We start from the raw sequence: 22,465 nt of genomic DNA, 5'->3' as shown, positions 1-22,465 counted from the left end.
GCGCCTGTCGACGTGGCGGCATCATGGACTGGCCGCGTGCGCCCCCGCCGCGCGCCCTCCGGCGCGCCTCCCCGGCTCGAAGCGGACCGGCAGGCGCGCCGGGCCGTGCACGATGAGCGCCTTGCGCGGCTCCCACGGCTCCTTGCTCGCCAGCTCCAGGCCCCTCAGCCGCGTGAGGAGATCCGGCAGCGCGATCCGGGCCTCCAGGCGCGCCAGCGACGCCCCGATGCAGAAGTGGATGCCGTGCCCGAACCCGACGTGCGGGTTGGGATCGCGCGCGACGTCGAACCGGCCAGGGTCGCGAAATTGCTGAGGATCTCGGTTCGCGGAGCCGATCACGGGCAGCACCAGCTTCCCGGCCGGGATCGTCTGGCCATGCACCTCGATCGCGCGCCTCGTCTCGCGGAACACCATCTGGAGCGGCGAGCGATGGCGCAGGACCTCCTCGATCGCAGCGGGCACGAGATCGGGCGCCGCCCGGACGCGCGCCAGCTCCGACGGGCTCTCGAGCAAGCACAGGATCGCGTTGTCGATCAGGTTCGTGGTCGTCTCGGTGCCCGCCGCGAGGAGGAACTGGAAGAAGTTCAGGAGCTCGTCCTCGTTCAGCCGCTCGCCGTCCACCTCGGCCTCGACGAGGCGGGTCAAGAGGTCGTCCTCCGGCGCCCTCCGGCGCGCGTCGAGCAGGTCCGCGACATAGGCCTTCATCTCCTCCTTGACCGCGGCGTGCTCGCTCACGACCCTGGCCGCCTCCTCGCCCCCCGAGAGGGTGTGGCTGAGGTTCACGATCGCCTCACTCCAGCGCATGAAGCGCGCCCGGTCCTCGGCGGGAATGCCGATCATCTCGGCGATCACCATCGTGGGCAGCGGACCCGCATAGTCCGCCGCGAGGTCCATCGTCCCGTGCTCGATCCGCTGGTCCAGGAGCTCGCGCGACAGCTCCCGGATGCGCGGCTCGAGGCCCGCGATGGATCGCGGCGTGAAGGCCCGCTGCACGATCCCGCGGAGCTTCGTGTGGCGCGGCGGGTCGGAGAAGACGATCCACTCCGGGGCCTTGCCGGTCGGGGGCGTCACGGCGGAGCTGAACGCGTCGTGATCGGTCAGCGCCCGCTTCACACCCTCGTAATCGAAGATCATCCAGAGATCGAACGGGGCGATGTGGAGCGCGGGAGAGCTGCTCCGCATCTGCTCGTACAAGGGGTAGGGATCGCGCCGTATCTCGTCCGGAAACAAGTTCATCGCCAGGACCTCCGTCGTGTAGCGCCGCCGGGAGCTGCCGCCCGCGGAGAGACGATGCTAGGGGATGGCGCGAGGGGATGGCGCGCTCGAAGACGCGTCGCCCGCGTCCTCGAGGCCCGGCGCAGCCCGGCCGCCGACCCGCGCCCCGCCGCGCCGGAGAGGGTGTCCCCGGCGCACCTACCGGGCGCTGTTCGTCCGCGACGTCGGGGCTGCCGCCTGTGCTTCTGTCGACTTGCTGGGCTATTTGCGCTCGTAGAAGGTGAGGCTCACCCCACCCGCCGCCCCGCCGGGGTCGGAGCTCACGTACGACTTCGTGTTGAGGATCGCGTAAGGGCCGTCCGCGCGCGTCTCGAAGACCGGCACGAGCGCGCCGAACGGTCCACAGTTCCTCACCACGATGACCTCGCCGTCACTCGACGACAGCGCGTACCTGGCGTCCAGGACCGTGCTCGCTCCGATGAGCTGGTAGTCCGCGCCTCCGGGGAGCACCGAGCCCGAGAGGCCGCTGAGCAGCATGCCACCGGTGACGGTGCCCCCGGTGATGGGAATGATGTTGCGCGTGCCGCGCTTGCTCGCGCCGACGGAGAGGGAAGAGCCGAGCGTGACGGACTCGGTGAACACGCTCGAGCCCCTCGCGCCGGTCGCCGTCGAGCACTCCCACGATTGATGGGGGACACCCTCGGGATCCTTGAGCTGGATCTTCGGCTCTGCGGCGGCCACCTTGGAGATGTCATAGACGTCGAGCTGGAGCGTGCCCGCCTCGGCGTCGACGACGCGCGTGCCCGCGAACTTCCCGGTGTTGAGCCACGCGAGCGAGCTCGACTGCGCCACCTCGAAGTCCGGGACGACCCGGACCACCGAATCGCCGGCGGCGGCGACTCCGCAGCTCCGCAGATAGATGAGGGTGCCGTCGCTCGCCCTCAGGATGTTGATCTCCTCGAGCTCGACGGATCCGTTCGACAGCGTGAGCTCGAGGTCCATGCCGCCCGTGAGGAACGTGGCCTGGATCTTGTCGCCCTCGAGCGTGCCGCCCTTCACGTCGAGGAGGCGGCGGCGCCCGAACTGGGTGGTCCCGACATCGTGGATCTCGCCGAGCTGGAGCGTCGCCCGAAAGACGAGCTCGCCGCGCGTGGGGAGCGGAATGCCGCCGGGCATACCGCAGGTCCACGAAGGATCGGGGACGATCGTCGCCTCGTCGCCGCCGCCGCCGCCGCCGCCGCCGCCGCCGCCGTTGCCGACCATCCCGCCGGTGCCGCCGCTGCTAGCGGTCTCCATGGCTCCACCGGTCCCGGCGACTCCGCCGCCCGCGCCGCCCGCGCCGGCGCCGTCACCGGTGCCCGTCGTTCCACCAGGACCGCTCGGCGCCGCCCCGCCAGAGCCGCTGCTCGTCGTTCCTGCGCTGCCATCCTCGCTGGACGAACCACACCCGCCAGAGCAGATGCCAAGGACTCCAATCAGCAAGAGCTTTATCGAATCATTCCCGATCTTCATCATCGGATCCACCTATCCAGGCAAGGGCATGTCATCCGGGCGAGCGCTGGTTCAGAACTGCGAAAAGAAGCGCCAGATCGACTCACCGGAATTGCTCGGCATGGCATGGCCGCCGCTGAACTCACACCAGACGACGGGGTAGCCCGCGTCGCAGCCCTCGTAGCTGACGCAGGGGCTCGGATCGACCGGCGTGGTCTGCGAACCGCAGCCGTTTCGCTCGAGGAAGACATCGCGAGCGGTCCGACCATTGTCGAGGGGAACCACGTTGTCGGCGTCGCCGTGGGCGCCCCACATGGCCACAGGGCGGTCGCCGTCGTCGCAGCCGCTGTAGAGCGCGCCGGACATGGGGGCGATGGCGCGGAAGACGTCGCCCATCGCGCAGCCGATCGCGTAGGACATCATGCCGCCGTAGCTGAACCCCGTCGAAAAGATCCGGCTCTCGTCGATGCAGAGCTCGCCGCGGAGACGGTCGAGCATGGCGCGGAGGAACGCGATGTCGCGGCCCCCCGTGTTCGCCCAGCCCTGGTCGATGCCCTCGGGCGAGACGAAGATCGCCGAGCCGGCGGCGCGGCTCTGGAGGCCGTAGTAGCCGCCGCCGAACCCGGTCGCGACCTGCTCGGCCGAGCCGCCGCGGGGATGCCAGGCGAAGATCAGCCGGTAAGCACGGGTCGCATCGTAGCCGTCCGGTACGGCGAGGATGTACTCGCGCGTCGTGCCCCCGACATCGATGCTGAAGCGGCCGCTCGCCGGCGCCGTCGCGCTGCCGCAACCGGCGCTCTGCGTATCGCCCCCGGAGCCGGCGCCCGTGCCGCCCGCGCCAGCTTCCCCCGAGTCCGGGCGCCCGCCGCTGCCGCCAACCCCCGCCGACGAGCCGACCGTCGCCGACGAGCCGACCGTCGCCGACGAGCCGACCGTCGCCGACGAGCCACCCGTGCCGGAGCCGCTCGCGCCAGGCCCGGTGAACCCTCCAGCGCTGCCGCCGCCGTCGGTCGTCCCATCTCCTTGGCTGGTGGAGCAGGCCAGCGCCGCGAGCGCGACGAGCCCTGGAGCGATCGCGCCCCAATTTCGAAGCGTTTCCATTCGCCCTCGCCTCCCTGTCCCGAGATCACCGTCCGTCGCCGCGTCACCCGGTGCGGGTGACCGCAACGACGTCGTACCCGAGCGCTCTGGCGCGAGGCATAGGCATACTCGCCTATGCCCCGATGCGGAACGTCACGCCGACACGGGTGGACTGGACGATCCGCGCGAGCGTCGCCCTCGAACGCGCACCGCCCAGCGCGCGACGCCGATCTCTCCCGCGTGTCGCCCCCTCACCCGGTCCACGCCGCCAGACCTCGTCGCGCTCCACGCGCGGGGCGCGCTCGACCACCAGCCTGGCAAACACGGTCGGGTGCGGGACGCGGTCGAGGCGCACCGGCCGCCAGGGGAACACGGAGCGCGATCCGCAGGCCCGGGTGGCGCAGCGCCGAGGCCGCGAGCACGGTAGAGCCCGCCAGTCCGAACCGGAGCGACCCCCAAAAGCCTTGCCAGCCGGCGATGAATGCGCCGAAGATGCTCGTGAACGCTAGGAGCAGCGCGCCGCGCCCCGCGTGGAACAGCGCATAGCGCCGGTGCACGGCGTGAGCGGAGCTTGCCGAGGCGTGGCTCGTCGGGAGGCGCCGTGGGGCGCTCCGCCGGCTGGCGAGATGGGTGCGGCTCCACGAACGCGGCGTAGCACGGCGGCCGCCGCGACCGTGAGAAAAGCACGCCAGGGCCGGCGCGCCGCCCCCCTCGAGCCCGCCACGCCGCCAAGCATCGGTGCCAGTGCGGGCGACAGCGCGACCGGATGACGGCGTGGCTGCACGGCGCCCCCCGATGCGCGTGGGCCGCAGCGCTGATGTCTGTAGACCTCTATCGCCCCGCCGCCGAGCCGCCATGAGGCCCAGAGTCGCCAGAGCTCGCCGGCGCCGCGCGCGCGGAGAGTCGCCAGAGCTCGCCGGCGCCGCGCGCGCGGAGAGGCGTGCACAACGCTTGCATAGGCCCGGCAGCGACATCGCTGCGAAGCCCGGGTCGCAGCAGGAGCCGACCTGTCGAGGCCGATGCGAATTCGGCCGGCCGGGCATCGAAAAGTCCACCGATGACGGCCGGCGGAGAATATAAGACGGCCCGGGATTCGAGGCAGCTGGCCGCTCCTCCACGTCGAGGACGCGGTGTTTCCCCCAACGTGCCTGCGCGCCGGTGCAGTCGACGGCCGCTCGCCCCACGCCCCCATAGGTGATCCTGCGCATGAGAGTCCATTTCCCCCCTCGATGGATCTGCGGCGCCGCCGCCCTAGCGGCGGCGGCGTGGGCCGCGCCAGCGTCCGCTCAGGAGGCGGGACCGGCGCGCGGCCTCGCGCTCGACCGCTTCAACCCAGCGCCAGCGGGCGACCGGATGTTCAGCGTGGCGTCGCCGTACGCGGCCTCGCCGCGCCAGGACGGCAGCCCCACGCTCCACCTCGCCCTGCTCGGCGACTACGCCCACAACCCGCTCGTGCTCACGCGCGTGGGCACCGAAGACCACCTCGGCGCCATCGTGGGGCACCAGCTGTTCCTGCACCTGAACGGCTCGCTGTCGCTCTGGGACCGGCTGCACATCAACGTCGACGTGCCGCTCGCCGTGCTGCAGGAGGGCGATAGCCCGGCGGCCGAGGGGCTCTCGTTCGCCTCGCCGAGCGGCGCGCAGCTCGGCGATCTCCGGGTCGGGCTGCGCCTGCGCCTGCTCGGCGACTACTTCGACCCGTTCCAGCTCGCCGTCGGCGGCTACGTCTGGTTCCCGACCGGCGGCGGCGAAGGCTCGTTCGTGGGCGAGGACTCGGTGCGCGGCATGCCGCAGCTCATCGCCGGCGGCCGGATCCCGGGCTTCGTCTGGTCGGCCGCGGCCGGCGTCGATCTGCGCCCGGCGCAGACGTTCGCGCAGGTGCGGCAGGGCCTGATGTTCAACGGCGGCGCGGGCGTCGGCCTGCTGCTGCTGCCCGAGGAGCAGCTCCAGATCGGGCCCGAGGTGACGGTGTCGACCGTGCTGGAGGAGCCGGAGGCGCGCAACACGAACGTCGAGGCGCTGCTCGGCCTGCGCTACCGCTTCGCGCCGGCGGTCCGCGACTTCGAGATCGGCGTCGCGGCCGGCCCCGGCTTCACGTCGGGCATCGGCACCCCGGACTTCCGCGCGGTCGCGATGCTCGCGTACTCGCCCGAGGTCCGGCGCGAGGACCCCGATCGCGACAAGGACGGCATCGTCAACGAGAAGGACGCCTGCCCGGACGTGCCCGGCGTCGGCGACCCCGATCCCAAGAAGAACGGCTGCCCGCCGTCGGATCGCGACGAGGACGGCATCCTCGACCGCGTCGACGCGTGCCCGGACACGGCCGGCATCGCGAACGACGACCCGAAGAAGCACGGCTGCCCGCCGCCCGGGGACCGCGACAAGGACGGCATCACCGACGACGTCGACGCGTGCCCGGACCAGGCCGGCCCGAGCAACGAGGACCCGAAGAAGCACGGCTGCCCGCCGCCGCCCGACAAGGACGGCGACGGCGTGATCGACGCGGAGGACGCCTGCCCCGATATCCCCGGGCTCCGCACCTCGGATCCGGCGACGAACGGCTGCCCCGGCGATCGCGACGGCGACACGGTGCGCGACGACAAGGACGCCTGCCCCGACGAGAAGGGCAAGCCCGACCCGGATCCGGCGAAGAACGGCTGCCCCGTGGCGGTGCGCGTCACCGAGCAGGAGATCGTCATCCTGCAGCAGGTGCAGTTCGACACCGGCAAGGCGACGATCAAGAAGGCGAGCGACGAGCTCCTCGACGAGGTCGCGGGTGTGCTGAAGGAGCACCCGGAGATCACCAAGATCGAGGTGCAGGGGCACACAGACCCGCGCGGCGGACGCGCGTACAATATCCGGCTCAGCCAGGCGAGGGCCGAGTCGGTCACGAAGGCGCTGGTCCAGCGCGGCATCGAGGCCGAGCGGCTCGCGTCGAAGGGCTACGGGCCTGACGTCCCGATCGCGGAGAACGACACCGAAGAGGGACGCCAGAAGAACCGCCGCGTGCAGTTCAAGATCCTCGAGAAGAAGCCGAAGCAGCAGCAGGAGGCGCCGTGAAGAGACGTTACGTCATAGGTGGTCTTGTCGGGCTCGCCGTGGTGGCCGGGCAGGGCGGCGCAGCGCACGCCGATCCCGAGCTGCGCGTGCAGGTCGATCAGCGGGGCGACTTCCTCCTGATCGGCAACACGCTCGGCTACGAGTGCGGCGGCGACGGCATCGAGCCGCCCGTGCTGGGCGACGTCGGCCCGTGCGGGAGCAACACCGGCGACAGCGCGCCCGATATCTTCTGGCGCGCCGACTCGCCCGCGGAGGGCGGTGCGGAGGCGAGCAGCAGCATCACCGCCGCCCAGGCGCGCACCACGGCGGTGCTCCAGGTGCCGGCCGGCGCGACGGTCACCCACGCGTACCTGTACTGGTCCGCGCACCTCGGGCCCGTCGCGGGCGCCGGGACCGCGGACGAGGCCATCACCCTGGAGCGGCCCGGCGCGAGCGGCTTCTCCGAGGAGGTGACGGCCGATGGCAGCGTCGAGAAGGTCAGCTCGAATCGCCTCTACTACCAGTCGGTCGCGGACATCACCTCGATCGTGCAGGCGCACGGGTCCGGCGCGTACCGGGTGAGCGGCGTCAACACCGCGAGCTTCACGAACAACCTCTTCGACAACCACTTCGCCGGGTGGTGGCTGGTCGTGTTCTACGAGCTCGCCTCCGAGCCGCCGCGCAACCTCGCGCTCTTCGACGGGCTCGACACGGTGGCCAGCGGGACGAACACGACCGCCACCTTGTCGGGGTTCGTGGTGCCGAACGCGGGCTATGACGCGAAGATCGGCATGGTCACGTTCGAGGGGGACCAGTCCATCCCCGGAGACGCGTTCCTCTTCAACGGGGTGGCGCTCGCCAACGATCAGAACCCCGTCGACAACTTCTTCAATGGCACGCGGTCCTACTTCGGCATGCCGGTGTCGAACGACGGGGACCTGCCGCAACTCGCCGGGACCGCGGGGACGATGGCCGGCATGGACATCGACGTCTTCAACATCAGGGATATGGTGACCCCGGGCCTGACCTCGGCGCCCATCGTGGCGTCGAGCACCATGGACCTGTACTTCCTCGCCGGCTTCGTCACGTCGATCTCGACCTTCAAGCCGGACTTCACGTCCTCCACGAAGTTGGCCGTCGACGTGAACGGCGGGCTGCTGCTCCCGGGCGACCTGATCCAGTACACGATCCAGGTCGTCAACACCGGCAACGACGCGTCGGTCAACACCGTGCTGACCGATCCGCTGCCCGCGGGCGTGACGTACGTGCCGGGGTCGCTCTCGGTCACGGCGGGCGCCAACATGGGCGCGAAGACGGACGCGACCGGCGACGACCAGGGCGAGTACGACGCCGCGGCGCGCACAGTCCGCGTGCGGCTCGGCACCGGCGCGAACGCGACGGTGGGGGGCTCGCTCCCCGCCGCCACCGGGTCGTCGACGGTCACCTTCCAGGTGAGGGTCGACGCCGGCGCCTCGGGCCTCATCCGCAACCAGGCGATCGTCAGCGCGGCCGGGCAGCAGGGCGCGCCGGCCGAGGAGACGCCGACCGACGGCAACGGGCCGACCGACGGCGTGCCGCCGACCGAGAGCGTCGTCGACGAGTGCGAGACGAACGCGCAGTGCGCCGCGCCGACGCCGTACTGCGAGACGACGGGGACGCCCAACACGTGCGTCGAGTGCCTCACCGACGCCAACTGCGGGCCGCTCACCCCGACGTGCGATGAGGGCAACACCTGCATCTGCGAGCCCACGGGCGCCGAGGTCTGCGGCGACTCGATCGACAACGACTGCGACGGCGTGTTCAACAACGGCTGCGACTCGGACAACGACGGGATCGAGGATCCCGACGAGCTCGAGGGCGGCACCGACCCGAACGACGCCGACAGCGACGACGACGGCGTGCCCGACGGGCAGGAGCCGCGCTGGAACGAGGACACCGACGGCGACGGCCTCATCAACGCGCTCGACCCGGACAGCGACAACGACGGGCTGTTCGACGGCACCGAGCTCGGCCTGCCCTGCGACAACCCGGCCACCAACGCGGCCGCGGGCCACTGCCGCGCCGACGGGGACGAGGGGGCGACCAAGACCGACCCGCTCGACGCCGACAGCGACGACGGCGGCGTGTCCGACGGGAACGAGGACGTCGACCTCGACGGCGTCATCGACGAGGGCGAGACCGATCCGAACAGCGGCGAGGACGACGCGACCCCGCCGGTGGACTCCGACGGCGACGGGCTGAGCGACGCGCTGGAGGAGACGATCGGGACCGATCCGAACGACGCCGACAGCGACGACGACGGCGTGATCGACGGCGACGAGCCGAACTTCAGCGACGACACGGACGGCGACGGCCTCATCAACGCGCTCGACGTCGACAGCGACAACGACGGGCTGTTCGACGGCACCGAGCTCGGGCTGGGCTGCGACAACCCGGCCACCAACACGGAAGCGGGCCACTGCATCGCCGACGCGGACGAGGGGGCGACCAAGACCTCGCCGCTCGACGCGGACACCGACGACGGCGGCGTGACCGACGGCAACGAGGACATCGACCGCAACGGCGTGATCGACGCGGATGAGACCGACCCGAACGACGGCGGCGACGACCTGCCGATGGTCGACACCGACGGCGACGGGCTGAGCGACGCGCTCGAGACCGAGATCGGCACCGACCCGAACGACGCGGACAGCGACGACGACGGCGTGATCGACGGCGACGAGCCGAACTTCCGCGACGATCACGACGGCGACGGGCTCATCAACGCGCTCGACCCCGACAGCGACGGCGACGGGCTGTTCGACGGCACCGAGCTCGGCCTGCCCTGCGGCCTCGAGGCCACCGATCCCGAGGCGGAGAGCTGCATCGCGGACGCCGACCCGGAGACGAAGACGCACCCGCTCGATCGGGACACGGACGACGGCGGCGTGGCCGACGGCGTGGAGGACGCGAACCACAACGGCGCCATCGACGAGGGCGAGACCGATCCGAACAACGGCGACGACGACGCCGTGGCGGACGATCGCGACGGCGACGGGCTGCCCGACGCGGTGGAGGAGATGATCGGGAGCGATCCGGACGACGCCGACAGCGACGACGACGGCGTGCCCGACGGGCAGGAGCCGCGCCCCGGTGAGGACACCGACGGCGACGGGCTCATCAACGCGCTCGACGTGGACAGCGACAACGACGGGCTGTTCGACGGCACCGAGCTCGGGCTGGGCTGCGACCACGAGGGCACGAACGCGGACGCGGGGCACTGCCGCCCTGACGCGGACAACGGCGCGACGAAGACCGACCCGCTCGACGCGGACACGGACGACGGCGGCGTGCCCGACGGCCAGGAGGACGTGAACCTCAACGGCGCCATCGACGAGGGCGAGACCGATCCCAACAACGGCGACGACGACGGCATGCCGGCGGACACCGACGGCGACGGGCTGAGCGACGCGCTCGAGGAGGAGATCGGCACCGATCCGAACGACGCGGACAGCGACGACGACGGCGTGCTCGACGGCGACGAGCCGAACTTCAGCGACGACCACGACGGCGACGGGCTGATCAACGCGCTCGACCCCGACAGCGACAACGACGGGCTGTTCGACGGCACCGAGCTCGGTCGCGACTGCGCCGACGCGGCGACCGACCCGGAAGCGGGGACCTGCATCCCGGACGCCGACCCGACGACGACCACGAACCCGCTCGACGCGGACACGGACGACGGCGGGGTGAAGGACGGCGACGAGGACGCGAACCACAACGGCGCCATCGACGCGGGCGAGACGGATCCCAACGACGGGGACGACGATCAGACCGACGCGTGCAGGCAGGACAGCGACTGCGGCGGCCCGACGAGCGGGTCGATCTGCGTGGATCATGCCTGCGTGGACGGCTGCCGCGGCGCCGACGGCAACAGCTGCCCGTCCGGCGAGGTGTGCAGCTCGACCGACAGCGCGCCGGGCACCTGCGGACCCGCCGAGGCGAACGATCCGACCGGCATCTTCGCCGAGGGCAACGGCCTCTGCACCGCGCGGCCCGGCCCCGCGGGCAACGCCCGGAGCGCGGGAGCGCTCCTGCCCATGCTCGCCGCCCTCGCCGGCCTCGCCCTGCGCCGGCGCCGCACGGGCCGCTAGCGAACGCGAGAGGGCCCCGCCGCCGCGCGGGGCCCTCTCATGTAGTTTTCTTGCCCACCTGTAGCGCTCCTCCGTAGCGTACCGCGCCGAGGAGAACCACCATGGAGATGCTGCTCGCCAGCGAGCGCCGCGTCACGCGCCGCGCTGCGATCGTGGAGTGCCATGCCGTGCGCGAGCGGGGCTTCCGGCTGCTCGGGACCCGGGCGATCGACCTGTCCGTCGACGGCATGCTCGTGCTGACGAGCGCCCGCGCGCTCACGGGCGAGCCGGTGATCGTCTCGTTCCGGCTCCCGGACACGGACGTCTGGATCGACGCGACGGCGACGATCGCGCGCACCCTGCACGGCCGGCGCGAGGGCGACCCGGGCCGCGCCGTGGGCCTGCGCTTCGACCCGCTCGACGGCGCGTCGAGCCGTCGCCTCCGCGCGGCGCTCGAGCGCTTCCCGCCGACCTACCCCTACCGCGCGCAGCGCGTCGACTACGCGGCGACGGCCGCGATGATCGCGCTCAGCTGATCGGCGCGCAGGCGAGCGGGCCGACATCGCCCCTCGCGAGACGGCCGCCTGCGCGCGGCGACATCGCCCCTCGCGTCGACAGGCGCCTCGCACGCCCGTTCGCCACACAACCTGTCTTCCTGCGCCCACGACGGCCGGCGCGAGCGTTCACCACACAAATTCGCGGCAGGAACGATAAGCCATCTTTGGCGTGAACGCGCGCGAGCATTGACTCGCTGGAGACCACAGCTACCCTGGTCATCGCGCAACAGGCGAGCATCCGCACACCGCCGCGCGAGCCTCACGGCCGCGCGGCGCAGCAACGGAGTCGACCATGCAAACGTTCCTTCGATTCGCGCGAGCGATCGCGGCGGCGGCGCTGCTCTGCGCCGTCGCCGCCCCGGCCGAGGCGCAGGTGCTGGGGCCGGCGCCCGAGGGCTGCACCGACGAGGTCCTCCCGAGCGGCGCGCGCATCCGCCTCTGCATTCCCCGTCGCGGATGGAACGGCGACCTCCTCGTGTGGGCGCACGGGTATGTCTCCCCTCTCCAGCCCCTCGACTTCTACAGCTTCTCGTTCCCCGAGGGGTTCAACCCGCAGGAGGCCGCGCTGAGCCGCGGTTTCGCCTTCGCAACGACGAGCTATCGGCGAAACGGGCTCGCGATCCTCCCGGGGGTCGAGGACGTCCGGCAGCTCGTCGCGGCGTTCCGCGCGAGGGCGGCTCCGGCGCACACGTACCTGTTCGGCGTCTCCGAAGGCGGCCTCGTCACGACGCTCTCGCTCGAGCGGTATCCGGAGCTGTACAGCGGCGGGCTGGCCATGTGCGGGCCCATCGGCAGCTTCCGGGAGCAGCTCAACTACTTCGGCGATTTTCGGGCCCTCTTCGATACCTTCTTTCCCGGCGTGCTCCCCGGCAGCGCCATCCAGATTCCCCCGGAGGTGATCGCCGGCTGGTTCACCGTCTACCTGCCCAAGGTGCAGGCCGCCATCGCCGCGAACCCGAGCGCGGCCAGGCAGCTCGTCCGCACCGCGAAGGCGGCCTTCGACCCCGACGACCCGGAGACCATCGCGACGACCATCGTGAGCGTGCTCCAGTTCAACATCTTCGCCACGAACGACGCGGTCGAGCAGCTCGGGGGAAACCCCTACGACAACCGCGGGCGCCTCTACTTCGGCTCGCACGACGATCTCTTGCTCAACCTGCGGGTCGAGCGCTTCGCCGCCTCGGCGCGCGCGCTCCGGAGCGTCGCCGAGCACGAGACCACCGGCGATGTGTCGCTCCCGCTGGTGACGCTCCACACCACCCTGGACCCGATCGTCCCCTACTGGCACGAGCCGCTCTACCTGCTCAAGGTCGACACCTCGGACCGCGGCGTCGTGGTCCCTCTCCCGGTCCACCGCTATGGCCACTGCGCTCTGACCAACGAAGAGATCCTGGGCTCTCTGAAGCTCCTCCTCGCCCTCGGCCGCTGAGCGCGCGCCCCGCCCGGCCAGAGCGCGCGGCGCTCATCCCTGCATCCATGCAGCCACACCTGGCCCGGAGCGCGGCGGCCAATCGGCGGAGCCGCAACCGTGGCGGTGTGGAATTTGACCGAGATCGGAGGTACCTCTCGGCGGCCGCCGGCAAAGCCGCCGCGCGCGCATCGAAAGGAGCTCGAGCGATGATCACGGTCTCCGGGCCGAACGCCGATCAGATCCAGTACTGGAACGAGGTCGGCGGGCCGAAGTGGGTGGCCCTCCACGACGTCATCTCGGCGCAGATCCGGCCGCTCGGCGCCCTCGCCATGGATCGCGCCGGGATCGCCGCGGGCGAGCGCGTCCTCGACGTCGGCTGCGGCATCGGCGACACGACGCTCGAGCTAGTCCGTCGTGTCGGCCCCTCGGGCGCCGTGCTCGGCGTGGACGTCTCGGCGCCGATGCTGGACAGGGCGCGCGCGGCGGCGCAGGCAGCGGGCGCCGCGAACGTGGCCTTCGAGAACGCGGACGCGCAGACCGCGGCGCTGCCCGGTCCGTTCGATGTCCTCTACTCGCGCTTCGGGGTGATGTTCTTCGCCGACCCCGCGGCGGCCTTCGCGAACCTCCGGAAGGCGCTGCGGCGCGGCGCGCGGCTCGCGTTCGTCTGCTGGCGACCGCTCCAGGAGAACCCCTGGCTGTTGGTGCCGACCCTGACCGTGGGCCGGCACCTCCCGCTGCCGCAGCCCGATCCGCACGCGCCCGGCCCGTTCGCGCTCGCCGACGCGGCGCGCGTCGTCGACGTCCTCTCGCGCGCGGGGTTCGTCCGGGTGCATTGCGAGCCGATCGACCAGGAGCTCTCGGTCGCAGGCGGGAGATCGCTCGACGAGACCGTCGATTTCCTCCTGAAGATGGGTCCGGCGTCCGCCGCGCTGCGCGAGGCGAACGCCGCGCCGGAGCTCGTCGATCGCGTGCGCGCCGACCTGCGCGAGGCCATCGCGCCCCACGCGGGCCCCGAGGGCGTGCGCATGGGGAGCGCCGTGTGGGTCGTGACGGCAGCCGCGGAGTGACGGAGCGGCGAGGCGGACATTCCCCTCCTTGCTTCCAAGATCCTGTTTTGAGTTGGCTATCTCGCTGCCGGGGCCGGCGGGCACATCAGCGGGAGGCCCGGCGCGATGCTACGGTGCGGGCGCCGTACGATGCGCCTTCGCCCCCGCCCCGGCCCGGGGTCTCCGCTCCTCGCCGCGATCGCGCTCGCTGCTTCGCTCCTCTCCTGCGCTCCCGCGCCGGCGGGCGGCGGCGCCGCCCTCCCGTCGCCGCGCGATCCTGCGGCGCCGGTGAGCGCGCTCCCGGGCGCCTCCCGCGTCGACTTTCAGCTGCCGCGCCGCGGCCTACCCGCCTTCTACAGCCTCCCGTGGCCGAGCGAGCTCCTGCGGCGGGAGGACGGCTCTCTGTCGTGGAGCAGCTTCCCCGGCGCCGATAAGGCGCTCATCGCCACGTACATCGCGGCGGTCGAGGCCGAGGGCAGCGGCTTCTCGGTGGCGCCGTCGATCTACTTCCACTTCTCGTCCGAGCCGGACACTCGCCGTCTCCCGGATCGGCCGGCCGACACGATGTCGCTCCGATCCCCCGTGTTCCTCATCGACGTGGACCCGCGGAGCCCCGAGCGCGGCGCGCTCGTCCCGCTCGAGCTGCGGTATCATCGCGCGCCGCTCCGCTTCATCCCGGCGGGCACGCTCGCCGCGAAGCCGGCGCCCGGGCTCGTGCTCCGGCCGGACACGCTCTATCTGGCCGTGGTCCGGCGCGATCTCGGCGATCCGAGCGGGCAGCCGCTCGGCACCACGCTCGATCTCGAGCGGACGAAATGGACAGGCCCGCTCCGCGACGCGAGCGAGGAGCGCGCCCGCGCGCTGCACGCCGCGCCCCTCGACGACCTCGCTTCGCGCGGCGTCGCGCGGGGCGAGATCGCCGCGGTGGCGCTCTTCCGCACGGGCGCGCCGCACGCCCTCTCCGAGCGGCTCTTCGACGCGGCGACGCGCCTCCCGCCCCAGCTCGCCCCCAGGATCGTGAGCGCGGCATGGCAGACCGATCGGCGGGGTTCGCCGGGCCACCGCTCCTATGGGACGATCGCCGGGACCTACTGCACGCCGAACTTTCAATCGCAGATCGCGAACGCCCCCTTCCTGTCGGCGGGCGGCGCCCTCGCGCGGGGCGGCGGGGGAGCGCCGCGCGTGGTCGAGATCCCGCCGGGATCGCGCTATCGCACCGACGCGTGCGGCGGCCTCATCCGCGCTCGCTATGTGCTGACCGTGCCGAGGACGCGGCCGCCGGCCGGCGGCTTTCCGCTGCTGGTCACGGCTCACGGCACCGGCGGCGACGCGACGACCTTCCTCGGCGAGGACAACTTCGCGGGATGGGCGGCCCGCCAGGGGATCGCCGCCGTCTCCACCGATCAGCCGCTGCACGGCGGCGCCAACGTGCTGGGCGCGCGCCCGGGCAGCCGCGACGCCGGGGTCCTCGCCCTGGCGGGCATCCCCGCGGGCCTCTTCCGCGGCCAGAAGCTCGGGGCGGCGCTCGCCTTCTACAACCCCGTGAACCCGGCGGCGACGCGCGACAACCTGCGCCAGGCCGGCATCGACGCGAGCCTGCTCGCGCGGGTGATCGCCGACACGGACTTCTCCAGGGCGACGCGGCCGGGCGGCGGCCCCCTCCTGCCTCCGCTGCCCGGCCGGCCGGCGCCCCGCTTCGACAAGGGCCGTATCCTCCTCGCCGGCCACTCGCAAGGGAGCCAGTCCGCGGCGGCGCAGGCGGCGCTCGATCCCCTGTTTCGCGGCGTCCTCCTTTCGGGGTGCGGCGGCGACGCGCGCCTCGGCATCCTCCGGCGCGGCGATCTGCCGTTCATGCCGTTCCTCGAGGCCGCGCTGGAGCTCCGCAAGGGCGAGCTGACCGAGTTTCACCCGTTCATGACGCTCGTGCAGACCCTCGTCGACCCCGTCGATCCGCAGAGCTACGCGCGCCTGTATCGCGAGCCCCTGCCCGGCCGGAGGCCCCAGAACGTGCTCCATGTCGGCGGGCTCCCCGACACGTACACGCCGCCGGAGACGGCCGTGGCGCTGGCGATCGCGCTGGGCGCGACGCCGCTCCGCCCGGTCCGCGCGGACGCGGGGGCGCTCCCGTTCCTCCGCGCCGCGCAGACGAGGGGCCTGCTCCGCGGCAACATCGCGGGCGGGCAGGCCACCGCGGCCTTCGTGCAGGTGGCCGCGACGCGCGGGGAGGACGGCCATTTCGCGCTCTTCTACGAGCGCGACGCCGCGCGCCTCGCCATGCAGTTCCTGCGCAGCGCGGCCGCGAGCGCCGGCGGGCCCGCCGAGGTCAGCGCCGCGCCGGGGCGCTGAGCGCGCCGCGCCGGGCGCGACGTCGCGCGGCCTCGGGCTCAGGCGACGTCGGGGAGCTCGACGTCGGCCGCCGGGAACTCGGCCCGGAAGCCGGAGAGCCGGACGGCGAACACGACCCGCCCGGCGTCGATGGGCGGCATGCGCGCCGGGTCGACGCGCGCGTCGAGCAGGCGCGCGCGGCGGACGCGCCCGGCCGCGGTCGGCGTGCAGAAGTAATCGCGCCCGTCGCGGTGGTGCACGAGCCCGCGGAGGCGCGCGGGCACGAGCGCGCTCGAGGCGGGCAGGCTCGGGCCCGCGGCCGCGAAGCGCACGTCGGCGAAGACGTCGCCCCCCTGCGACGCCCGGAGCCGCTCGGCGCCGTCGGCCTCGCGCGCGAGATCGAAATCGGCGCGCTCCTTCGGGATACCCCAGTTGACCTGGCCGCTCACCACGCTCTCCCACGAGCTGACGTAGATCTTGCTGATCGACCAGCGCAGGCCGCGGCGCGTGCGGTAGCGCCCGGGGATGAACAGGAGCTCGCGATAAGGCCCCACGTTCGAGGACGTGTAGTCGAGCGCCATGAGCAGGCTGTAGCGCCCGTCGAAGCGCGGGCGGAGCGCCTCCGGGATGAAGCACCGCTCCCGGAGCAGGCGCTCCGGGAGCTCGAGCATCGCGATGTAGGCGTCGCCGGTCAGCGTCCACGGCGCCGGAGCACTCTTGACATCAGGAGGATGGCTTCCGGCGCTCTGACCCATTCCAGATCTCCGTGGACTCGATGGAACGAGGCGACACTCTATCACGGTCGAGCAGCGTCGGCGGTGCCGCTACCCGAGCAGGTCGATGCCTCCCGGGGGCCGCGGGGCGACGGCGAGCTCGGACCGCTCGAGGTGGGCGAGGACGGCGAGGACCGCCGCCTCGTCCCAGGCGTCGCCGATGATCTGCAGGCCGATGGGCAGGCGCTCGGCGTCGATGCCGACGGGCGCGGTGCCGGCGGGGAGGCCGGTGAGGTTGGCGAGGAAGGCGAAGCGGCACACCCCGTCCAGGGCCGCGGGATCGAGGAAGGCGCGCCCCTCCTCGGCCTCCTGGTAGCGGGGCGCGGTGATCGCGGTCGTCGGGAGCGCGAGCACGTCGACGCCGGCGAGGGCCCGCGCCACCTCGCGCCGCATCCCCGCGCGGAGCCGCGCGGCGTCGCGCCGCTCGCGCTCGGTGACGCCCGAGAGCACGCTGAAGGTGACGCGCAGGTCCTCGCTGATGAGGTCGCGCTGCTCCCGAAAGGCGCGCTGGTGGGCCTCGAGCGACTCGGGGCCGATGACGAGGTAGCCGATCTGCGCCGCGTAGCGGGCGATCGGGATCTGCACGTCCACGAGGACGGCCCCCTCGCGCTCGAGCGCGCGCAGCGCGCCCCGGCACGCGCTCGCGATCGGGACGCTGGCGTCGCGCCACTCCGCCTCGTCCACGCCGATGCGCAGGCCGCGCACGCCGGCGCCGAGGAGCGCGCCGAAGCCGCCGGGCGGCGGCGGGGGCGCCCACGCGGTGAGGTCGTCGTCGGGGTCGGGCTCGCTCGCGACGGCGTCGAGGAAGAGGGCGAGGTCGGCCGCGCTGCAGGCGATCGGGCCGGCGTGGGCGACCGAGCCCTTGAAGCCGTCGCCGGCGCGGCTCACGCGGCCGAAGGTGGGCTTGAGGCCGAAGACGCCGTTCAGCGCGGCGGGCGTCCGGATCGAGCCGCCGCCGTCGCCGCCGGCCGCGAGCGGCGCGAGCCCGAGCGCGACGCCCACGGCGGAGCCGGTGGAGGAGCCGCCGGCCGCGCGCTCGCTGTGGTGCGGGTTGTGGGGCATGCGCTGGTGGACGTTGTTGCCGAGCGGCGACATCCCCCACTCGGTCAGCACCGTCTTGCAGAGGAGCACGGCGCCCGCCTGGCGGAGCCGGGCGACGACGGCGGCGTCGCGCGGCGCGGGCGCGAGCGGGCCGCAGCGCGAGCCGAGCGTGGTCGCGAGGCCCTCGACGTCGAACTCGTCCTTGACGAGGAAGGGCACGCCGTCGAGCGGGCCGCGCGCCCGGCGGGCGGCGTGGCGCGCGGCCGCCGCGTCGGCGTCGCGGAGCGCCGCCTCGCGCGCGGCGGCGACGGCGATGTTCATGCACGGGCGCTGCGCGGCGAGCGCGTCGATCTCGGACAGGGCGCGCTCGACCACGCGGCGCGGGTCGGCGGCGCCCTGGCGGTAGGCCGCCGCGTAGGCGAGCGAGGTCCTGGGCCAGTCGCGGCGCGGGAGCGCGCCGAGCGCGGCGTCGCCCCAGCGCCGCGGCGCCGCGGCCTGGATCGGCCGGGCCTGCGCGGGGATCTCGTCGCGCCACGCTTCCGGGAGCGACGCGAGGCGGTCGATGCCCAGGGTGCGCTTCAGCACCTTCCGGAGCGCGGCGGACGATCCGGGCGCCTCGGCCGCGAGGCGCGCTGCGGTGAGCGCGCGGCCCGTGAGTCGGGGTACCTTCATGCGGCGCAGCTTACTCGACGGACCCCGTCGTGCGGCGGGCCGCGATCGCGGTGCGCGTCGAGATCGCGCCGTGGGCGGCGGGGCGGGGGTGCGGCGGCGGGGGTGCGGCGGCGGGCTGGTTCGGCGGTGCTCGTGGCGGCACGTGCACCCAGGTGCGAGGGGGACGTCGTGGGCGCCGGCCGTCCGGCAGGTCCGAGATGTCTGAGGTCATCCCCCGAAGCATCCTGCGACCGCCAGCACGTCCGAAACGCTGGGCACGCGGCGGGACATCCGCTGAATGCCGCACTCCTCCACGAGCCATACGGCATCCCCGTCCACGAAGACCTGCGCAGCGGCGTCGGAGAGGTCTTCGCGGAGATTGAGCCCGGGCGGCAACACCTCCTCCGATTGGCACGTGGCCTCCGACGCATAGCCGTTCTCGAGGAGGTAGATCTGACGTTCGAACCATCGATCGACGCTCGTGCCCACCAGGCGCACTTGCACGTCGTCGTCGTCTGGCTCCTGCCACGAGGCCCACACCCCGCCCGTCTCGTCCACGTAGATGCCCGTGCGCACAGATGTGTTCTCGATCCAGCCGACGAACCAGGCTCCGTTGTACGGGTGAACCGGCGCAGACCAGATGCCGGACGCGGTCCGTTCACGAATCACGCTCGCCGCCCACGGGGCGAGGATCGAAATCCCCCGCTGCCCGCGGAACCCGCCCACGAGCTCGTCCACGGCGAGCACCGCGTTCGTGAGCGCCTCCGATGCCCGGAATCTCTCGAGCTGGGCGCGTAGGCCATCCTGCTCCCGCAAACCCGGCTGCCACTCGCCGCACGAGCTGACCCGCGCGAACCGATCGGGGTGGCGCGGCGCCGTGGCGATGCACCCCCCGGGCTTCATCTGGAACTGCGTCTCGAAAGCGCCCTGGAGCACCCCGCGAACCCAGCAGCCGCCCTCCGCCGCGTGAAGCGCGAACGCCTCCGGGAAGTATCGGTCCATGGAGTCCAACGACCCGAGCGGCGCTCCGGGCTGTGGAGGGCCGGCGATCGGGCCGTAGGAGTACCTCGCTGGCGCGGGCGAGAGCCCGGGCGGCAGAGGGTGTGCGAGCAACGCCCGGAGCCGCTCGGTCGTCGCGCACGCCACGGTCAAGGTGTCGGCCAGCAGCAGGACGATCGCGCCGTCGAACCAGAGCAGCTGCTCCGAGGGCCCGATCGCGCGAGCCACGCGCGGCGGCCCCAGCGCCCCTTCGACCCACCCGGTCAGGAGCGCGGCCTGCGCTCCGTGGTTGTGACGCTGGCGGAGGACGAGCCCTTCGCCGACCAGCCGCGCTGCCTCGCGGAGGGCGGCAGGATCGTCGGCAGGCAGCGGAGGTCGCGGCTCGAACGGGTTTCCGGAGCGCGGAATGCGCACCACCGCCCCCTTGAGCGGTGCAAGCGAGCCCAGCGGCCCCAGATCCTCGAGCCCCGGGGCGCTCGGCAGATCGTCGCGCATTGCGATGCTCATGGGCGGGGTCCCCGTCCTCCCCCGGAGGCGCCGCAGCCCAGGATGAAGACACCGGGGCTCATTCCAGGGATCGCAGGGAGGCCGGGGACCGGAGCTGTGCGCGCCATGAGGCGATGGTCGCGGAACGAGCCGCGGTGTCAACGGCCGCCGCGAGGAGCGATGAACTCCCTCCGAAACAGCTTCTCGGAGGCGGAACGGCAGCTCCGTTCGTGCCGGTCCTGCTACGCTCACGCCCGTGGTCGCGAAGTCCACGCCAGTCGACGTCTTCATCTCGTACGCGCCCACCGACGCCCGCCACCGGGACGAGCTCGAGAGGCGCCTCGCCGTCCTGCAGCGCCATGGGACAATTCGCCCGTGGCACCAGGGGCACGTCGGAGCGGGCGAGGACAAGGTCCGGCAGACCGTCGGCCGGCTGGAGGCCGCCGAGATCATCGTGCTCCTCATCAGCGTCGATTACCTCGCCGCCGACCTGTACTGGAACGAGATGGAGCAGGCGCTCTCGCGTCACGACGCCGCGAACGCTCAGGTGATCCCCGTCCTGGTCGAAGCATGCGACTGGGATCTCGCGCCGTTCGGCAGGCTGAAGCCGCTGCCGAGCGACGGACGACCGGTGACGAGCTGGCCGAACCAGAGCGAGGCGTGGGCCGACGTGGCGCGCGGCATTCGGCTTGCGGTGGAGGAGCGCGCAGACGCTCGACACCGAGAGACAGCAGCTCGTGACGGCCGTGCTGGCGTCCAGCGTGGAGCTGCTGGAGGACCCGGCGCGGGCTCTCTGGCCACGTCTCGGGGTCTTCTCGGGGAGCTTCGAGGCGACCGCCGCCGCGCGCGTGGGCGGGCTGGACGAAGGCGCCGCCGTCGACCTCACGAGCGAGCTCGTCAGGCGGAGCCTCCTGGAGTGGGACGAGGCGACAGCGCGCTACCGGATGCACGACCTCGCCCGCGAGTACGCGCGATCGCGCCTCGACGCCGGGGATCGCGGGGCGGTGGAGGCGCGCTTCGCCGAGCATTTCCTCCTCGTCCTCAGGGAGGCGGACAGCCTGTACGAGCGAGGTGGAGAGTCGATGATGCGCGGCCTCGCCCTGTTCGAACGCGAATGGGGCAACGTCAACGCGGCGCAGGAGTGGGCTTCGAGCCGTGCCGCACAGGACGATGCGTCTGCGAGGCTCTGCGCCGAGCTTCCGCTCGCAGGCAGGCGCTGCCTGGCTCTCCGGCAGCTGCCTGCAGAGCGGATCCGCTGGCATACGGCGGGCGCCGAAGCGGCCCGACGACTCGGGCTACGCGCGGAGGAAGCCTATCACCTCGGCCTGCTCGGAAGCGCCTATGTCGAGATCGGCGACCTGCGAAGGACCATTGCGCTGAGCGAGCAGGCGCTCTCGATCCTGGTGCAGATCGGGGATCGACGCGGTGACGGCGAGATGCTCTGCAACCTGGGCAACGCGTTCGCGCGCCTGGGCGAGGCGCGCGAGGCGATCCGGCTGCACTGGCGAGCGCTGAGGATCTTCGTCGATATCGGCGACCGGAGGGGAGAAGCCAGCGCGCTGAGCAGCCTCGGGGGCGCCCACGCGGCGCTCGACGACACGCAGCCTGCTATCTCGTTTTACGAGCGGCAGCTGGCCGTCACCCGGGAGCTCGGCGACCGCCGCGGCGAGGGCAACGCGCTCTCGGGCCTCGGCAGCATGTACGTGTTGCGCGGCGAGCTCGACGAGGCTGTCGCGCTGTGCGAGCGAGCGCTGCGCGTGTTCCGAGCGCTCGGCGACCGCTCGGGCGAGGCGGAGGCGCTCGGCATCCTGGGGAACGCCCATGCCGGCCTCGGGGATCCCCTGCTGGCCATCGAGCATTACGACCGACAGATGGCGATCGCCTGTGAGATCGGCGATCGGGAGGCGGAGGCTGCGTCGAGCTGGAACATGGGGATCGTGTATGAGGCGCTGGGCAACATCCCTCGAGCCGTCGGTGCAATGCGCAATTACGTGGAGTATCTCCGGTCGATCGGCCACACGGCCCTGCAGCAGCATGAGGCTCACTTGAATCGTCTTCGCGCGAGGTTGGGCCGCAGCGTCCGGTGAGGGGACGCGGTCGCCGCAGCGTGAGGACGCGAGCGGGAGGCGCGTGGTCTGCGTGAAGCCGCCATCCGCGTCGCGCGTCCACACGTTCGCGCTGCGCGCTCGGCGCGTGCCCTCGCCTCGCCGTCTCCAGGTGCGTACCCCGCGGATCGCTC

13 protein-coding genes and 1 pseudogene are annotated in these 22,465 nt (G+C 72.6%); 8 read left to right on the top strand and 6 right to left on the bottom strand.

Translation table 11 applies throughout. From position 1 onward, the window contains the following. Window positions 1-21 precede the first annotated feature (21 nt). From WMF33_RS00665 to WMF33_RS00655, 3 genes are all read right to left on the bottom strand, one after another. On the bottom strand, window positions 22-1,236 hold the full coding sequence (locus WMF33_RS00665; RefSeq protein ID WP_437335310.1) for a cytochrome P450: 1,215 nt from the start codon (window positions 1,234-1,236) through the stop codon (window positions 22-24). Between the two features lie 240 nt (window positions 1,237-1,476). After that, the gene (locus WMF33_RS00660; RefSeq protein ID WP_437335309.1) at window positions 1,477-2,511 is read right to left on the bottom strand and encodes a DUF3237 domain-containing protein; all 1,035 of its coding nucleotides are present in this window, start codon (window positions 2,509-2,511) and stop codon (window positions 1,477-1,479) included. A 267-nt stretch (window positions 2,512-2,778) separates the two neighbouring features. Beyond that, window positions 2,779-3,807, bottom strand: coding sequence for an alpha/beta hydrolase family esterase (locus WMF33_RS00655; protein WP_437335308.1), 1,029 nt, complete (start codon window positions 3,805-3,807; stop codon window positions 2,779-2,781). A 1,185-nt stretch (window positions 3,808-4,992) separates the two neighbouring features. Here WMF33_RS00655 and WMF33_RS00650 point away from each other — a divergent pair. From WMF33_RS00650 to WMF33_RS00625, 6 genes are all read left to right on the top strand, one after another. Continuing rightward, on the top strand, window positions 4,993-6,846 hold the full coding sequence (locus tag WMF33_RS00650; protein WP_437335307.1) for an OmpA family protein: 1,854 nt from the start codon (window positions 4,993-4,995) through the stop codon (window positions 6,844-6,846). Continuing rightward, on the top strand, window positions 6,843-10,958 hold the full coding sequence (locus tag WMF33_RS00645) for a DUF3344 domain-containing protein (RefSeq protein ID WP_437335306.1): 4,116 nt from the start codon (window positions 6,843-6,845) through the stop codon (window positions 10,956-10,958). Before WMF33_RS00650 ends, WMF33_RS00645 begins: the two co-directional genes overlap by 4 nt. 101 nt (window positions 10,959-11,059) lie before the next feature. After that, complete coding sequence (locus WMF33_RS00640) at window positions 11,060-11,473, top strand: PilZ domain-containing protein (protein WP_437335305.1); 414 nt, start codon at window positions 11,060-11,062, stop codon at window positions 11,471-11,473. 313 nt (window positions 11,474-11,786) lie between these two features. Then, on the top strand, window positions 11,787-12,923 hold the full coding sequence (locus tag WMF33_RS00635; RefSeq protein ID WP_437335304.1) for a serine aminopeptidase domain-containing protein: 1,137 nt from the start codon (window positions 11,787-11,789) through the stop codon (window positions 12,921-12,923). Window positions 12,924-13,111: 188 nt separating this feature from the next. Then, window positions 13,112-13,972 carry a class I SAM-dependent methyltransferase gene (locus tag WMF33_RS00630; RefSeq protein ID WP_437335303.1) on the top strand — a complete coding sequence of 287 codons (861 nt, stop codon included), beginning with the start codon at window positions 13,112-13,114 and terminating at the stop codon, window positions 13,970-13,972. 129 nt (window positions 13,973-14,101) lie between these two features. Next, the gene (locus WMF33_RS00625) at window positions 14,102-16,297 is read left to right on the top strand and encodes a hypothetical protein (protein WP_437335302.1); all 2,196 of its coding nucleotides are present in this window, start codon (window positions 14,102-14,104) and stop codon (window positions 16,295-16,297) included. 38 nt (window positions 16,298-16,335) lie between these two features. On the opposite strand, the gene WMF33_RS00620 is transcribed toward WMF33_RS00625, so the two are convergent. From WMF33_RS00620 to WMF33_RS00610, 3 genes are all read right to left on the bottom strand, one after another. Beyond that, the gene (locus WMF33_RS00620; RefSeq protein ID WP_437335301.1) at window positions 16,336-17,031 is read right to left on the bottom strand and encodes an acetoacetate decarboxylase family protein; all 696 of its coding nucleotides are present in this window, start codon (window positions 17,029-17,031) and stop codon (window positions 16,336-16,338) included. 69 nt (window positions 17,032-17,100) lie between these two features. After that, entirely contained in the window at window positions 17,101-18,762 is a 1,662-nt protein-coding gene (locus WMF33_RS00615; protein ID WP_437335300.1) for an amidase, read from the bottom strand. A 207-nt stretch (window positions 18,763-18,969) separates the two neighbouring features. Next, window positions 18,970-20,247 (bottom strand): hypothetical protein, encoded by a 1,278-nt coding sequence (locus WMF33_RS00610; RefSeq protein ID WP_437335299.1) that lies wholly within the window; start codon window positions 20,245-20,247, stop codon window positions 18,970-18,972. 235 nt (window positions 20,248-20,482) lie between these two features. Between WMF33_RS00610 and WMF33_RS00605 the strand changes: the two are divergent. Continuing rightward, window positions 20,483-20,812 (top strand): annotated as a pseudogene (locus WMF33_RS00605) (toll/interleukin-1 receptor domain-containing protein); the annotation flags it as partial. Between the two features lie 418 nt (window positions 20,813-21,230). Further along, on the top strand, window positions 21,231-22,313 hold the full coding sequence (locus tag WMF33_RS00600; RefSeq protein WP_437335298.1) for a tetratricopeptide repeat protein: 1,083 nt from the start codon (window positions 21,231-21,233) through the stop codon (window positions 22,311-22,313). Window positions 22,314-22,465: the final 152 nt, after the last annotated feature.

Source organism: Sorangium sp. So ce394, assembly GCF_051474665.1.
Classification (GTDB): domain Bacteria; phylum Myxococcota_A; class Polyangia; order Polyangiales; family Polyangiaceae; genus Sorangium; species Sorangium cellulosum_D.
This window is presented reverse-complemented; position numbering and strand designations above follow the sequence as displayed.